Source organism: Ectobacillus ponti (assembly GCF_024294785.1).
Classification (GTDB): Bacteria; Bacillota; Bacilli; order Bacillales; family Bacillaceae_G; genus Ectobacillus; species Ectobacillus ponti.
In genome coordinates, this window is the sequence record NZ_JANCLT010000013.1 from 1 (window position 1) to 14,244 (window position 14,244).

Below are 14,244 nucleotides of genomic sequence, written 5' to 3' on the forward strand. Positions count from 1 at the left end.
AGGACGTCGCTAGGCAACAGAGAGGACCAGCCATGATGGCTGGTCTTTTTTCGTGTGGTCATGTGATGAAACAATACACTGTGTAGTGGAACAAAACAGGGAGAAATGGAACAATTATAACCATCAAATTCCCGGCATTGGAACAAAAAAGTCAAAAAGTGAGACAATTCCTGAGAGGAACCTGTCCAGCCCGCGCAATGTACCCTGTAAATAAGGAAAATATCCATAATAGACGGGCTTCCCGGAAACGGCATAAGCGATAAATCACCACTGAACATAAAAAGCAAAAGGAGTTGTCTGTTGTGACAACTCCTTTTGCGTAAGGTGCGATGCTTAGAAATCTTCTTCTGTCCCCTGGCATTGCATGTCTTGGGTGCCCTGAGACTGCATGCCTTGCGTACCTTGGGATTGCATGCCTTGCATGGCTTGCATACCTCCTTGTATGGCCTGCATACCTCCCTGTATAGCCTGCATACCTTGCATAGCCTGCATGCCTTGAGCCTGCTGGAGCTGCTGTTGCGTAGCCTGGATGATCTGCTGGGACTGCTGAATTTGCTGCAGCTTCGCTTCTGTTTGCACTCTTTCCTGCTCCAGCCGCATGCTTTCAGATTGCAGGTACTGTTGTGCCTGCTGAATGGTTTGCTGTGCTTGCTGCAGCATTTGATTCATTTGCGGATTTGTTTGCTGTACACTTTGCAGCTGCAACTCTGCTTGTTGAAGCTCTTGCGTAATTTTCGCGAGCTGTTGTTGTTCATTGGATTGTGTCATGAAATTAACCTCCAGCTTGTAATAATTTTTTTGGGTTCTGCCTTATCTTGCGCATAAAGCTTCTTTATATACCGGAATTTTACTTATATAAAGCCAAGTGAAGCCTGTTTTGTTCAGCGTCGCAAAGCATGAAATATAAAAGCGGGATCTTGCCGTTGGAAGTAGTAGAAAAAAGCGAATATGTAAACACTAATGACCGGGAGTGTAAATCCCGACATATTTCATATGGGAGGTTACCTTGATGATGCAACAGAATCAACAACAAAGCCAACACCAGCAGCTGCAGCAGGCGATTCAAAGTGTTCGCGCAGCGGAGCAGCAATTGCAAAGCATGAAGAATGCAACTTCTCAGCAAAGCCAACGGCTCCAGCAGGCACAAATGGCTGTGCAGCAAGCCCACCAGCAGCTGCAGCTGGAAAGCCAGGAGCTGCTGCAGGCTGAGCAGATGATGCAGGTGGAGACACACCAGCTGCTGCAGGCGCAGGAGAAGGTACGTAAAGAACAAGCAGATGTTCGGGCGGCCCAACAGAATGTACAGCAGGCGCAGATGGATGCTGCCGCCGCTATGAAGTCCATCGATGACCCGCTATCATAAATCTGCACAGAAAGTCTGTTACAATCTATGGGGTCTAACCTGCAAAGCATAAAGCATCATCGGCATGTCAAGGGGAGCAGCACGAGTGCTCCTGCAGCCAGGCGCAAGGTAAGCCGGATGGCTTCCTTTGCGCCCTATATCCTGGCTGCCCGGGGCATCATCTTCTCTGCTTGCATGACTGCATTTCCGTTCCTTCACTCTACACTACATATTGAATGCTCCTATATTTCCCCCTATAAAGATTTCGGCTAGGCCGTCAATTATTTCATATTATGAAGGATTTACTTACTTGATAAAGAATTAAGAAAATGCATATCAAAATATGCGGGGCTCAATCAGCAGCAAACCTTGCCGCGGGGTGTGTAAAAGGGGATTTGTATATTGTATCAGCTTTACGTATACATGATTTGCTGATTCCTGAACTACGAAAGATAGAATGGGAGAGATAGAATGGAAATGCAAGGGGAAGAGAAAACAAGAGGCAAGAAATCAGAGAAAGGATTAAATATCATCATCACGCTGGTTATTCTGGCTGTGCTGGCTGCATTTGGCTGGTTATTTTACCTGTTCACTTTCGCCCCAAAGTGACAAGGAGGGGAGAGGCCTCTGAAGCTAGCAGAGGCCTTTCGATTGCAAATACATGAATCCCTGATCTGCGGCCGTTTCTATATAGCCTATGATTTGCTCCAGCGTGAACACACGCAGCGGCTTCCTCAAGTCCTCCTCATCAAATTCCATATCCTTCTGTACATAAGGAAGCAAGCGTCCTACATCCTCAGCTGTCACTTCCTCCAGCTCCACCATTTCACCGGCACAGCGCAGGTCTTTCATCAATTCCTTCTTGCAGCCATAGTGCTGCAGCAGTTTTGCATTCAGCAGCCGGAAATCAGCATGGTAGCGTTCAAATATGCCGGGGTCGGCCTCCATCCGGTTTTTCAGCCAGGGCAAATAGAAGCCCTTCAGCCAAATGTCATCGGCAATGAGATGGGTGCAGTAGCCTAAAATAAACGGATGGTTCCGGTAATGGCTGTACTTGCGGGCAAATTGTCCATAGGCAATGCTTCGTGAATAGTCTGTTTCAGCACCGCTGTAGAAGTGGGACAGATTCTTCGGGGACACGGCATCCGGTGCAATTCCTCCCAGCAAGAATGCATTTCTGTCCGCTGTCGGGAAGCGGTTGGCAATGTGCCTGGCGATAATCAGATGCATGATTCGGGAGCCCATCTTGTTTCTCTCCTTTAGTATGTATGGCTGTTTTTGTGCGTAAAATCGGCGGAAAAGCCTGATTATTTCTCTTACTATTCAATCGGTAAGGAAGCTCAGTTATAAGATTCATAGTTATATATTAACTCTTATGTAATTGATTCGCTATACAGATTGCTTTGGAGCAATTCCCTCATTGGAATTCCCGAAATCACCCAAGCAGGCTTATTTTCAACAAATCTTCAGTTTTTCTTCAGCACGATTTAAGCAAAGTGGTGCATAATGAGACAGAGATGAAGGAATCGGAGGGATGGGCATGCAGCTGCATGGCTTTCGAATATTGGTGGTGGATGATGAGCCGCATATTGTGCAATTTTTGGAGTTTGGCCTGGAGAATGAAGGCTTTGAGGTGCGGACGGCAGCTGACGGCATGTCGGCGATGGCAGCCGCCAAGGAGTTTCAGCCGCATGTGGCCATTTTGGATGTGATGATGCCGGGAATGGACGGCTTTGAGGTATGCCGGATGCTGAAGAAAACAGAAAATGTTGCCGTCATTATGCTGACAGCGAAGGATGAGGTGGAGGACCGGGTGAAGGGGCTGACGCTGGGCGCTGATGATTACGTCATTAAGCCGTTCAGCTTCGAGGAGCTGCTGGCCCGCATCTATGCCCGCATCCGCAATCAGTTTCCCAATCTGTTCGGCGAAGTGGTTATGGGCCCATTCCAGGTGGATGACCGGCGGAAGGAAATTAAGTTTCAGGGCCGGATGCTGGAGCTGTCGCCGACGGAATACAGCCTGCTTCACTTCCTGCTGCTGAATCATGGCATGGTGCTGAGCAAGGCCGTCATTTTGGATAAGGTATGGGGCTATGATTTCGGCGGCGATGAAAATATTGTGGAGGTGTATATCCGGTCGCTGCGCGATAAAATCGGCGATAAAGAACGGCAATATATTAAAACAGTGCGCGGTGCCGGCTATCGGGTAGAGGCATGATGAAGCGCTGGAAAGAGCGGCTGGCCGACGGTTCGCTCCGGGTGAAGCTATTGTCGCGCACGCTGCTTGTACTCGCCGCATTGCTGTTGCTTGTCGGCGTCCTGCAGTATGTGCTCATGAAGGATGTTGTATATAAAAGCAAAGCCGCCAGCCTGCAAAGCCAGGCGATGGCGCTGCCGCCGGATATTTGGGAGCGGGGCGGCAGGGACAGGCCGCCGCTGTTTCTGGCACCGGATGACGGCTTTGCTTTCATTGATTGGGATGGAACGTTCACTGCGCTGTCCTCCGGTCAGGGAGCAAAGCCGCCGCAGCTTTCCAAGGAGCAGTACATGCAGGCGCTGCAGCAGCGGCCAAGCCTGCATTACCAGGTGGTCGAGGATAAAGATGGCACCTCGCAAATGGTTGTCCTGCAGCCGGTGATGGGAAGAGAGGGCAAGCTGCAGGGGCTCATACAAATCAGCACCCCTACAGCGCCGCTTCAGGATTTGCTGCTGGGCCAGCTGGCGATTTTTGTCGGGCTTGCTGTGCTGGCCATGCTGGTCGGCTTGCTGTGCTATTTGCCGGTGCTGCGCCGGACGCTGGTGCCGCTCTCGACAATGGTGGAAACGGCTGAGCAAATTGATGCCGGCAATTTGGATACCCGCTTCCCTGTGCGGCAGGGGCAGAAGGAGATCGACAGGCTGGCGGCTTCCTTTAACGGGATGCTGGAGCGCCTGGAGACTTCGTTTAGGATAGAACAGGAAACGAAGGAGCAGATGCGGCGATTTGTGGCAGATGCTTCGCATGAGCTGCGGACACCGCTCACATCCATCAATGGATTTCTGGACATTTTGCTGCGCGGCGCCGCCCGCAAGCCCGAGCAGCTCGAACGCGCGTTGACGAGTATGAAAAGCGAGTCCGCCCGCCTCAATAAGCTCGTGAATGATTTGCTGCTGCTGGCGAGACTGGAGCAAACGCCGGAAATCCAGCTGTCGGATGGAAAGCTGGATGAGCTGCTCCGCGCCATGGAGCCGCAGCTTCGGATATTGGCCGGGGACCGGCAGCTGGAGCCGCAGCTGCAGCCGGTCAGCTGCCGGTACGATGCAGATAAGCTGAAGCAGGTTGTGCTCAACCTGTTCTACAACGCGGTGCAGCATACAGATCCCGTGGAAGGACATATCCGGGTGCAGCTTCAGCAGAAGGCAGGGCAGGTGGAGCTCGCAGTGGAGGATAACGGAGCGGGCATCAGCAAGGAGCATGCCGGGCATATTTTTGACCGCTTTTACAGAAGCGATTCCTCCCGTACACGCACGTACGGGGGAGCGGGTCTTGGTTTGTCGATTACAAAAGCAATCGTTGCTGCACACGGCGGAACGATCCACGTGGAAAGTGAAGAAGGAAGAGGCAGCCGTTTTTTCATCCGGCTGCCGGCTGAAGGAGATGGCGCGGAGGCTCTATAGGGCATTCGCGCCATCTGTTTATTTTGGGCTGCTTCTGCTTTTTTTGGTGTCCAGCTGCTGCAGCCAGCCATCTGCCAGGGAAGAACCTGGCCCGACAAAGGCAGAGACCGCCTTTGCGTGCCAGAACTGTTCCCTTCGGATGGCTAATCGGGCTGCTTCCGCTTTTCTTTTCAGCAAACGTTCAGCAATCCCTCAAGAACTCCTCAGTTTCCCTTAAGGTTGGCCTCAGCTTTGCTGTGTATGATGCAGGTATGAATAAAAAATGAAACGAACTCATACAACGAGGGGGAGAACGAGATGGAGACGAAGCAAGGCAGACGGTTTGACGGTGTGCTGGCGGGCATTACGGTGCTGGCGGCATTCCTGAACCTATTTCATATCTGGAACAGCGGCAGCGCCAACTCTTATTACACAGCAGCAGTCACAAGCATGCTGCAGAATTTCCACAGCTTCTTTTATGCATCATTGGACCCGGTGGGCTTTATTACAGTGGATAAGCCGCCGGTGGCATTCTGGATTCAGACCGTATTTGCGACAGTCCTTGGGGTGCATGGCTGGAGTGTCATTCTGCCGCAGGCATTGGCCGGCGTTGGCTCAGTCCTGCTTGTATACGCGATGGTCAAACCAACCTTCGGACAAACGGCGGCCCGGCTTGCGAGCCTTGGGGTTGCACTGACGCCGATTGCGGTTGCGGTCAGCCGGACCAACAACATTGATGCGATGCTTGTGTTCACGCTGCTGCTTGGCGCGTGGATGCTGTTTCGTGGCGCAAAGCAGCAGAAGCTTGGCTGGGTGCTGGGCGCTTTTGCGATGATTGGGGTCGGCTTCAATATGAAAATGCTGCAGGCCTTCATGGTGGCGCCGGCATTTTACCTGTTCTATCTGCTTGCTTTCCAAACAGGCTTGAAAAAGAAAGTGATGGGTCTGGTTGCATCCACTGTGTTGATGTTTGGTGTGGCCTTATCCTGGGCGGTGGTTGTGGACAGCATCCCGGCCAGCGAGCGTCCGTATATCGGAAGCAGCTCAACCAACTCCGTGCTGGAGCTGGCATTTGGCTATAACGGCTTGTCCCGCCTGACCGGGCAAAACACAGTCGGCGGCCAAAGCAGCGCAACCAAGTCCCAAGCATCTCCGCCAAGCGGTGGCACACCTGATGGGCAACAGCCTGGGGGCAATCCGCCGAATGGAGCTCCAGGCGGCGGTCAAAGCGCAAGCGGTATGTTCGGCACAGGAACTCCCGGCCCGCTCCGCTTGTTCCAAACAGAATTATCCGGACAGGCAAGCTGGCTGCTTCCGTTCGTTGCTTTCGGAAGTGTCATCCTGTTGGCTGGTGTCCGCTTCCGTAAAACGTTGACAAGCAAAGAAGTGGAAACGGTGTTCTGGCTGGCCTGGCTGCTGCCGATCGCGGCATTCTTCAGCGTGGCGGGCTTCTTCCACCATTATTATCTAGTGATGCTTGCGCCGGCATTGGGAGCGCTGTTCGGCGCAGGCGCAACCGAGCTTTGGAATGCGCACCGGGCGCAAGAGGGCTGGAAGTCTTATCTGCTGCCGGCAGCAGTGCTGGTTACAACAGCATTTCAGCTGTACATCATACAGCCATACAACAGCACAATCGGCATGGGCTGGCTGGTTGCAGTCGGCGTTGCCGGAATCGGCACAGCACTGGCGCTGTTCTTTACCCGTGCCAAGTACAAGTGGCTGCCGCTTGCAGGCATACTCACTTTGTTGATTGGGCCCGCATACTGGTCCTTCACGCCAATTGTTTACGGGGACAATACATCCATTCCACAGGCAGGACCAGGCGGCTCGCATGGCATGGGCGGACCCGGCGGCAACATGCCGCAGGGCGGGCCTCCTTCCTTTGGTGAAAATGGACCGGGCGGCATGCCGAATATGCCGGAAAATACCCAAGGCAGCATGAAAATGGGCAATATGGATCAGGGTGTCAACCAAGCCTTGCTTTCCTATGTAACCAAAAATAATACAGGCGAGAAGTATTTGTTTGCGACAACAAGAGCAAATGATGCGGCCTCTTATATCATTGAAACAGGCAAAGCGGTCATGGCGATGGGCGGCTTCTCCGGCTCGGACCCTGCGCTGACAGTTGATAAGCTGCAGCAACTGGTGAAAAACAAGGAGATTAAGTACTTCCTCATTCCATCCAGCGGAAGCAGCGGCATGGGCGGCTCCGGCAATTCCGAGGTATATGAGTGGATCCGCAAGCACAGCAAGGAGATTCCGACGTCCGAATGGCAGGGAAGCTCCGCGGATACAAATGCCGGTAATCCGGGCATGGGCGGCTCTAGCGCATTGTACGAAATCAACCAATAAGCAGCATGCAAGGGGGACCCACAGAATCGGGTCCTCTTTTTTTGCGGCATGCAATTGCAGGAAGAAGGCGGCGGATTGCAGGAAACACAGAATGAATTGTAGGAAACACAAGATGAATTGTAGGAAGCACACTTTGATTTGTGGGAAAAGCAGCGTGACTGCCGGAGACTGCATGGAATTGCAAGAAAATAGGCCGGACTATGCCGGCCGGGCGAGTCCCCTCCGCTTTTCTTTTCAGCAAACGTTCAGCGATTCCTCAAGAACTCCTCAGTTTCCCTTAAGGTGCAGTTCAGCTTGATTGGATATGATGAGTTCATCAGAAACGGACAGGAAATCAAACCAGTCGGTCAGGAGGATAGAAACATGAGTCAATCCATTCAATATTCCATCATCATACCGGTTTACAACGAGGAGGCGGTTGTGAGGGAGACGTACCGCCGCCTTACCGAAGTCATGGAGCAGCTTGGAGAAGCATATGAACTGCTATTTGTGAACGATGGCAGCCGGGACCGCACCGGGGAGCTTGTAGAAGGAATGGCAAAGCGCGATCATCGTGTGAAGCTGCTGGACTTCTCCCGTAATTTCGGCCATCAAATTGCGATTACAGCAGGCATGGATTATGCGCGCGGTGATGCGGTCATTATCATTGATGCGGATTTGCAGGATCCGCCGGAGCTGATTCCGGACATGATTGCGAAGTGGCGGGAGGGCTATGAGGTTGTATACGCCAAGCGCGCCAAGCGCAAAGGGGAGACGCTGTTTAAGAAATGGAGCGCGGCCTTGTTCTATCGCACGCTGCACGCTATTACAGAAATTGATATTCCCATGGACACAGGAGATTTCCGCTTAATGGACCGCCGCGTTTGCGAGGCAATGCGCAGCATCCGCGAGAAGAACCGCTTTGTGCGCGGCCTTGTCAGCTGGGTGGGCTTCCGGCAGACAGCGATTGAGTATGTGCGCGATGAACGGTTTGCCGGAGAGACGAAGTATCCGCTGAAGAAAATGCTGCGCTTCTCCATGGACGGCATCACCTCGTTTTCCTATAAGCCATTGAAGCTGGCATCGTACTTGGGCTTTTTCATTTCCTTCTCCAGCTTCCTCTATTTGCTCGTATCGCTGTTTCAGCGCTTATTTACATCACACAGCGTTGTGGCAGGCTGGACGTCGCTCATTGCCTGCGTGCTGCTGTTGAACGGCGTCATTCTGATTCTGCTTGGCGTCATCGGCGAGTATATCGGCAGAATTTATGATGAGACAAAGGACCGGCCGCTGTATCTGCTTCGAAATGATCCGCAAGCGGTGCAGCAAGAGCTGAAAGTGGTTTCCCGGCAGGCGGAATGAGGATGTGACAATTGGCTCCCGAGAAGCTGGTGAAATCGTCTCCTAAATTCTGTAAAAAAGCTGTGTGCGGCAAAGTCTGCATGCTATACTCTCCTTACACCTGATTGACAGGTGAACCACAGGGAGAGAGAGACATGAGCATAACCATGAACGAGAAGCTGGAGCTGTTCAAGAGCCGTCTGGGCCGGGAGCATAAGGACATCGTGAAGTATGTGGAGCACGTGTTCACGGCCTTGGATGTGAAGCTGGAGCTGCATCAAAGAGAGAATGCGCAGCTGGCGCTGCATGGCGCCAAAATTGATGGGAAAGCCGAACGAGAATATGAAGCAAATATCCGCGAGACAAAGCGGCTGCTGCTGGCAGTGCTGGAGCAGACAGCGCAGGATTATGAGCATTTGGGCGATAAGCATTGGGCCAAGTATTTCCGTGACGGAATCGACGGATAAATGATACAGTGAAAAAAGGGGCGGATGCTCCTTTTTTCCATTTCAGGAGGTGTTGGCATGAGGGAGTTTGGCTGCGAAGCCACTGATGTGCCGCGGCGCAATCGGCAGGCGGCATACGGCATTATTGTGAATGACAAGGGAGAACTCGCCATTGTGCATGCAAAGCGCGGCTGGTTCCTGCCCGGCGGCGGGATTGAAGCGGGCGAGACGGCAGAGGAATGCTTGCACCGCGAGCTGCTGGAGGAGCTGGGCTGGGAAATCAGAATTCAAGGATACATAGGAGCGGCCCGGCAGTATTTCTATACGCAGGCCCGGGACGTCCATATCGCCAACGACGGACACTTTTTTACTGCGGATTTTATGCGTAAAGTGCAGGAGCCGGTGGAGGATGACCATGTCCTGCGCTGGGTGCCGATCCTGCAGGCCATCGAAATGCTGGCGCATGAGAATCAGGCATGGGCTGTGCGGCAGGCAGTGGAGCAGGGTTAATCCTGCTCTCTTTTTTTGAACCTGTTGCCCGTATTGGCATACACAATGGCAAACAGAACGAGTCCAAGGAGCAGCCCCACGCCTGCAAACAACAGGATCGGCTGCCCCAGCAGCTCGCTGGTCCCCATCAGCAGGATGCAGAAGCTGATGCCATACATGATTTTCCCCATGAATTTGCACAAGGCTGCTTCATCATACTGCGCCTTTTCCTTGTCAGACATCGTGTTATAGCCTGCCAGCAAGGCAGCGCCTTTTCCCTTTGACAGGACAATCGCCAAAATCAAGAACGGTACTGCGACAAGCAGACCGGCTGCTTCCATCCCCATCAATCCTTTCATAGACTACAGCTGCTTTTCATAGCACCCATACCAGTTATACGGCACCGGCTTGCTGTCGAAGTAGACAGCGCCCCGGTCCTCATAGCCATTTTTCTCGTATAGCCGGACGGCAGCCCGGTTTTGGGAAAATGCATCGAGGCGGATGGACTTGTATCCTTTTTCCCGCGCCCAATCCTCCAACGCGAGCAGCGCCGCCTGGCCATAGCCTTTGCCCTGATGCAGCGGATCAAGCGCCAGCATATGGATGCAGAGAACCGGCCCGTCCTCATGCTCCCATATAATTCCTTTATACTGCGGCGACTGCCATTCGTTCAGCACAACAGCCCCCAGCAAGATCTCCCCATCACACAGCGTATATAAATCCTTTTCTTCCAGATAAAAGGAGATGAACTCCCGGTTCGGGTACGAATCGTCCCATTGAAAAATGCCATTTGCCAATAAATGCGCCTTGCAGCGGTCATACATGTTCGTCAGTTCTTCAAGTACGGCTTCGTCTGCGGGCTGTAGTGTAAGCATCCTGTTTCCTCCATATGGAAAATATATACTTATCATACAACAAGCTCTCCTTTTCATAGAAGCAAAATATTACATGCATACTAGAAGTATCACACTGGAAATGAGGGGAACGCATGCAGGGGAGAACGAAATGGCTGATCTTGTCAGCCATGATCGCTTTTATCATAGCACTGCTTGTCAGCCAATTTGCGTTTCGGGCCGGGGCGAAGGAGCAGGCATTGCCGCTGCCGCCGCTGCTGAAGGATCAGAATACAAGTGAAGGCATAACAGCGTATACCATTACAGCCCGGACCGGGCATACAGAATTCATCCGCGGCAAGCAGGCGGAAACAGCCGGCTACAACGGGGCATTTCTTGGGCCTGTGCTTCGGATGAAAAAGGGAGACGAGGTGACAGTCAAGGTGAACAATCAGCTGGGCGAAGCGACGACTGTGCATTGGCATGGCCTGGAGGTGCCGGGTTCGGCGGACGGCGGCGTGTACGGCAAAATTGCCGACGGCACATCCTGGCAGGCGCAGTTCAAGGTGGACCAGCCGGCGGCCACCGCCTGGTTTCATCCGCATCTCATGCACGAAACCGGCAAGCAGGTGTACAAGGGATTGGCCGGACTGATCTATATTGAGGACGATGAATCAACGAAGCTGGCAATTCCGCGTACCTACGGCGAGGATGATTTTCCGCTCGTGCTGCAGGACCGGATGCTGACAGAGGACGGACAAATGCCGTACAAGCTGACAGATGCGGATATCATGTACGGCAAGATGGGCGGCACCCAGCTGGTGAACGGGGCAGTTGCACCGACGCTGACGATTCCAAAGGGGCTGGTGCGGCTTCGGGTATTAAACGGAGCGAACGCCCGTATCTATACGATCAAGCTCAGCAACGCGCAGTTCTTCTGGCAAATTGCTTCAGACGGCGGCTTTTTGCCAAAGCCGGTGCAGGTAAAGGAGCTGGAGCTGTCTCCGGCAGAACGGGCCGAATTGCTTGTGGATGCCGGAAGCCTGCACACCGGAGATATCTTTTTTCTGCAAAATGGCGGGGACAAGCTGATGACCTTTAAGGTGGGCAAGGACGCCAAGGAAACCTATGGAGTGCCGGAGTCTCTTGTGGAACCGGAGCGGCTGAAGCCGGAGAAAGCGGTGAAGCGGCGGCAGTTTGTTTTTGGGGGCATGGGCAAATATGTGAACATCAACGGCAAGCAGATGGACATGAACCGGATGGATGAGCGGGTTGGGCTCAACACGGTGGAGATTTGGGAAATCAGCAATCCATCCGCTGCCGGCATGAGCATGAGCCATCCGTTCCATGCCCACGGCGTGCAGTTCCAGCTGCTGTCGCGAAACGGCGGGCCGCCGCCGGCCAACGAAACCGGTTGGAAGGATACCATTCATCTGCGGCCGGACGAGAGAGTGGAGGCCATTGCCAGGTTCCGCAAGCCCGGTGTATTCATGTACCACTGCCATATACTCGAGCATGAGGATGCCGGCATGATGGGGCAGTTTGAGGTGAAGTAGAGGAGCCGGTTCCTCTGCTTTTTGCATTTATCCGGCTGAATGAGCCGGTTCCGCTTTTCGTTTTGTCCAGCTCCACCGGCTAGCCCACTGCCAGGGAGAACCCAACCGCATAAAAGGCAAAAAGCGCCTTGTAGAGGTCGGAACCTCCCTTCGGTGGGCTGAACGAGCCGGTTCCGCTTTTCGTTTTGTCGAAGGAAAAATGCGAATATCTGTTCGTTTTCTTGGAGTTTTTCTATGTCTTCATGATACAATAAAGCTACCATATATTTTTCGGGAGGAGAGAGTATGAGCGAACGGCTATTTGAAGTAGTATCGCCTTATTCGCCGCAGGGCGACCAGCCAGGAGCGATTCAGCAGCTGGTGCAGGGCATACAGGAAGGCAAGAAGCACCAGGTCTTGCTTGGGGCGACGGGGACAGGCAAAACGTTCACCATCTCGAACGTCATTAAAGAGGTGAACAAGCCCACGCTTGTCATCGCGCACAACAAGACGCTTGCCGGCCAGCTGTACAGTGAATTCAAGGACTTTTTCCCAAACAACGCTGTCGAGTACTTCGTCAGCTACTACGATTATTACCAGCCGGAGGCCTATGTGCCGCAGACGGATACGTATATTGAAAAGGATGCCAAGACGAACGATGAAATTGATAAGCTGCGCCACTCGGCCACGTCCGCTTTGTTTGAACGCCGTGATGTCATCGTGGTGGCCAGCGTCTCCTGCATCTACGGCTTAGGTTCGCCGGAGGAGTACCAGGAGCTCGTTGTATCGCTTCGCATCGGCATGGAAAAGGGTCGGGACGAGCTGCTGCGGCAGCTGGTGGATGTGCAGTATGCCCGGAACGACATCGACTTCCAGCGCGGTACCTTCCGTGTGCGCGGCGATGTTGTGGAGATTTTCCCGGCATCCCGTGATGAGCACTGCATCCGCGTGGAATTCTTCGGTGATGAAATTGACCGCATCCGCGAGGTGGATGCCCTGACAGGCGAAGTGCTGGCCGAGCGCGACCACGTGGCCATCTTCCCAGCCTCCCACTTCGTCACCCGCGAAGAGAAGATGACGATTGCAATCCAGAACATTGAACAGGAGCTGGAAGAGCGGCTGAAGGAGATGCGCGACAACGGCAAGCTCTTAGAGGCACAGCGATTGGAGCAGCGCACCCGCTATGATCTCGAAATGATGCGCGAGATGGGCTTTTGCTCCGGCATCGAGAACTACTCCCGCCATCTGACGCTGCGTCCGCCGGGCTCCACGCCGTACACACTGATCGATTATTTTCCGGAGGATTTCCTTATTGTCGCGGATGAGTCGCACGTGATGATGCCGCAAATCCGCGGAATGTTCAACGGTGACCAGGCACGAAAGCAGGTGCTGGTGGACCATGGCTTCCGCCTGCCGTCGGCCATGGACAACCGTCCGCTGACGTTCGGCGAGTTTGAGGATAAGGTGAACCAAATTGTCTACGTATCGGCCACCCCTGGACCATACGAAATGGAAAAGGCGCCGGATGTGGTGGAGCAAATCATCCGTCCGACCGGCCTTCTGGACCCAATTATAGAAGTGCGCCCGATTGAAGGGCAGATTGATGACCTCATTGCTGAGATTCACGACCGTGTGGCCCGCAACGAGCGGGTGCTGATTACGACGCTGACGAAAAAAATGTCCGAGGACCTGACTGATTATCTGAAGGACATCGGCATTAAAGTCAACTATCTGCACTCTGAGATCAAGACACTCGAGCGCATTGAGGTCATCCGCGACCTCCGTCTCGGCAAATATGACGTGCTGATCGGGATCAACCTGCTGCGGGAGGGGCTTGATATTCCGGAGGTGTCGCTGGTGGCGATTTTGGATGCCGACAAGGAAGGCTTCCTCCGCTCGGAGCGGTCCCTGATCCAGACCATCGGCCGCGCCGCGCGGAATGAAAACGGCCGCGTCATCATGTATGCGGACAGGATGACGAACTCCATGGAGATTGCGATTGCGGAAACAAAGCGCCGCCGTGAAACACAGGAGGCGTATAACGCCGAGCATGGGGTTGTGCCGAAGACAATCCGCAAGGAAATCCGCGATATCATCAGCGCAACGAAGGCAGCGGAGGAAACGGCTGCTTACGATGCCAAGCAGCCGAAGAAGAAGATGTCCAAGGAAGAGCGCGTGAACATGATTGCGCGCCTCGAAATCGAAATGAAGGAAGCCGCACGGGCGCTCGACTTCGAACGGGCCGCCGAGCTGCGCGACCTTCTCCTAGAGCTAAAAGCAGAAGGGTGACA

14 protein-coding genes are annotated in these 14,244 nt (G+C 53.4%); 10 read left to right on the forward strand and 4 right to left on the reverse strand.

Annotated features, from left to right (window positions below; all coding sequences use genetic code 11):
- Positions 1 to 333: 333 nt before the first annotated feature.
- Positions 334 to 768 carry a hypothetical protein gene (locus NK662_RS18935; RefSeq protein WP_254760517.1) on the reverse strand — a complete coding sequence of 145 codons (435 nt, stop codon included), beginning with the start codon at positions 766 to 768 and terminating at the stop codon, positions 334 to 336.
- 241 nt (positions 769 to 1,009) lie between these two features.
- Here NK662_RS18935 and NK662_RS18940 point away from each other — a divergent pair, with 241 nt between their 5' ends.
- Both NK662_RS18940 and NK662_RS18945 read left to right on the forward strand, forming a co-directional pair.
- Positions 1,010 to 1,363, forward strand: coding sequence for a hypothetical protein (locus NK662_RS18940; protein WP_254760518.1), 354 nt, complete (start codon positions 1,010 to 1,012; stop codon positions 1,361 to 1,363).
- Positions 1,364 to 1,813: 450 nt separating this feature from the next.
- Positions 1,814 to 1,951 (forward strand): hypothetical protein, encoded by a 138-nt coding sequence (locus tag NK662_RS18945; protein WP_254760519.1) that lies wholly within the window; start codon positions 1,814 to 1,816, stop codon positions 1,949 to 1,951.
- Between the two features lie 24 nt (positions 1,952 to 1,975).
- Here NK662_RS18945 and NK662_RS18950 read toward each other — a convergent pair whose 3' ends face one another.
- Complete coding sequence (locus tag NK662_RS18950; protein WP_254760520.1) at positions 1,976 to 2,587, reverse strand: zinc dependent phospholipase C family protein; 612 nt, start codon at positions 2,585 to 2,587, stop codon at positions 1,976 to 1,978.
- 295 nt (positions 2,588 to 2,882) lie between these two features.
- On the opposite strand from NK662_RS18950, the gene NK662_RS18955 reads away from it, so the two are divergent.
- The 6 genes from NK662_RS18955 (at position 2,883) to NK662_RS18980 (ending at position 9,606) form a co-directional block, all read left to right on the forward strand.
- Positions 2,883 to 3,560 carry a response regulator transcription factor gene (locus tag NK662_RS18955; RefSeq protein ID WP_438503642.1) on the forward strand — a complete coding sequence of 226 codons (678 nt, stop codon included), beginning with the start codon at positions 2,883 to 2,885 and terminating at the stop codon, positions 3,558 to 3,560.
- A complete protein-coding gene (locus NK662_RS18960) occupies positions 3,560 to 4,999 on the forward strand; it encodes a sensor histidine kinase (protein WP_254760522.1) in 1,440 nt (479 codons plus the stop codon). The genes NK662_RS18955 and NK662_RS18960 overlap by 1 nt, the downstream gene beginning before the upstream one ends.
- A gap of 297 nt (positions 5,000 to 5,296) precedes the next feature.
- The gene (locus NK662_RS18965; RefSeq protein ID WP_254760523.1) at positions 5,297 to 7,330 is read left to right on the forward strand and encodes a glycosyltransferase family 39 protein; all 2,034 of its coding nucleotides are present in this window, start codon (positions 5,297 to 5,299) and stop codon (positions 7,328 to 7,330) included.
- Between the two features lie 363 nt (positions 7,331 to 7,693).
- The gene (locus NK662_RS18970) at positions 7,694 to 8,671 is read left to right on the forward strand and encodes a glycosyltransferase family 2 protein (protein ID WP_254760524.1); all 978 of its coding nucleotides are present in this window, start codon (positions 7,694 to 7,696) and stop codon (positions 8,669 to 8,671) included.
- Positions 8,672 to 8,805: 134 nt separating this feature from the next.
- A complete protein-coding gene (locus NK662_RS18975; protein ID WP_254760525.1) occupies positions 8,806 to 9,117 on the forward strand; it encodes a hypothetical protein in 312 nt (103 codons plus the stop codon).
- A gap of 57 nt (positions 9,118 to 9,174) precedes the next feature.
- The gene (locus NK662_RS18980; protein ID WP_254760526.1) at positions 9,175 to 9,606 is read left to right on the forward strand and encodes an NUDIX domain-containing protein; all 432 of its coding nucleotides are present in this window, start codon (positions 9,175 to 9,177) and stop codon (positions 9,604 to 9,606) included.
- On the opposite strand, the gene NK662_RS18985 is transcribed toward NK662_RS18980, so the two are convergent.
- Both NK662_RS18985 and NK662_RS18990 read right to left on the reverse strand, forming a co-directional pair.
- On the reverse strand, positions 9,603 to 9,944 hold the full coding sequence (locus NK662_RS18985) for a DUF3784 domain-containing protein (protein WP_254760527.1): 342 nt from the start codon (positions 9,942 to 9,944) through the stop codon (positions 9,603 to 9,605). The two genes, NK662_RS18980 and NK662_RS18985, sit on opposite strands and share 4 nt — an antisense overlap.
- A 3-nt stretch (positions 9,945 to 9,947) precedes the next feature.
- On the reverse strand, positions 9,948 to 10,460 hold the full coding sequence (locus NK662_RS18990; protein WP_254760528.1) for a GNAT family N-acetyltransferase: 513 nt from the start codon (positions 10,458 to 10,460) through the stop codon (positions 9,948 to 9,950).
- Positions 10,461 to 10,573: 113 nt separating this feature from the next.
- On the opposite strand from NK662_RS18990, the gene NK662_RS18995 reads away from it, so the two are divergent.
- Both NK662_RS18995 and uvrB read left to right on the forward strand, forming a co-directional pair.
- Positions 10,574 to 11,974, forward strand: coding sequence for a multicopper oxidase family protein (locus NK662_RS18995; RefSeq protein WP_254760529.1), 1,401 nt, complete (start codon positions 10,574 to 10,576; stop codon positions 11,972 to 11,974).
- A gap of 285 nt (positions 11,975 to 12,259) precedes the next feature.
- On the forward strand, positions 12,260 to 14,242 hold the full coding sequence (uvrB, locus tag NK662_RS19000) for an excinuclease ABC subunit UvrB (protein WP_254760530.1): 1,983 nt from the start codon (positions 12,260 to 12,262) through the stop codon (positions 14,240 to 14,242).
- Positions 14,243 to 14,244: the final 2 nt, after the last annotated feature.

Coding starts and splice junctions, on each gene's coding strand:
- NK662_RS18940 (WP_254760518.1), top strand. CDS start 1,010: ATGATGCAACAGAATCAACAACAAAGCCAACACCAGCAGCTGCAGCAG.
- NK662_RS18955 (WP_438503642.1), top strand. CDS start 2,883: ATGCAGCTGCATGGCTTTCGAATATTGGTGGTGGATGATGAGCCGCAT.
- NK662_RS18950 (WP_254760520.1), bottom strand. CDS start 2,587: ATGGGCTCCCGAATCATGCATCTGATTATCGCCAGGCACATTGCCAAC.
- NK662_RS18980 (WP_254760526.1), top strand. CDS start 9,175: ATGAGGGAGTTTGGCTGCGAAGCCACTGATGTGCCGCGGCGCAATCGG.
- NK662_RS18960 (WP_254760522.1), top strand. CDS start 3,560: ATGAAGCGCTGGAAAGAGCGGCTGGCCGACGGTTCGCTCCGGGTGAAG.
- uvrB (WP_254760530.1), top strand. CDS start 12,260: ATGAGCGAACGGCTATTTGAAGTAGTATCGCCTTATTCGCCGCAGGGC.
- NK662_RS18970 (WP_254760524.1), top strand. CDS start 7,694: ATGAGTCAATCCATTCAATATTCCATCATCATACCGGTTTACAACGAG.
- NK662_RS18990 (WP_254760528.1), bottom strand. CDS start 10,460: ATGCTTACACTACAGCCCGCAGACGAAGCCGTACTTGAAGAACTGACG.
- NK662_RS18965 (WP_254760523.1), top strand. CDS start 5,297: ATGGAGACGAAGCAAGGCAGACGGTTTGACGGTGTGCTGGCGGGCATT.
- NK662_RS18935 (WP_254760517.1), bottom strand. CDS start 768: ATGACACAATCCAATGAACAACAACAGCTCGCGAAAATTACGCAAGAG.
- NK662_RS18975 (WP_254760525.1), top strand. CDS start 8,806: ATGAGCATAACCATGAACGAGAAGCTGGAGCTGTTCAAGAGCCGTCTG.
- NK662_RS18985 (WP_254760527.1), bottom strand. CDS start 9,944: ATGAAAGGATTGATGGGGATGGAAGCAGCCGGTCTGCTTGTCGCAGTA.
- NK662_RS18945 (WP_254760519.1), top strand. CDS start 1,814: ATGGAAATGCAAGGGGAAGAGAAAACAAGAGGCAAGAAATCAGAGAAA.
- NK662_RS18995 (WP_254760529.1), top strand. CDS start 10,574: ATGCAGGGGAGAACGAAATGGCTGATCTTGTCAGCCATGATCGCTTTT.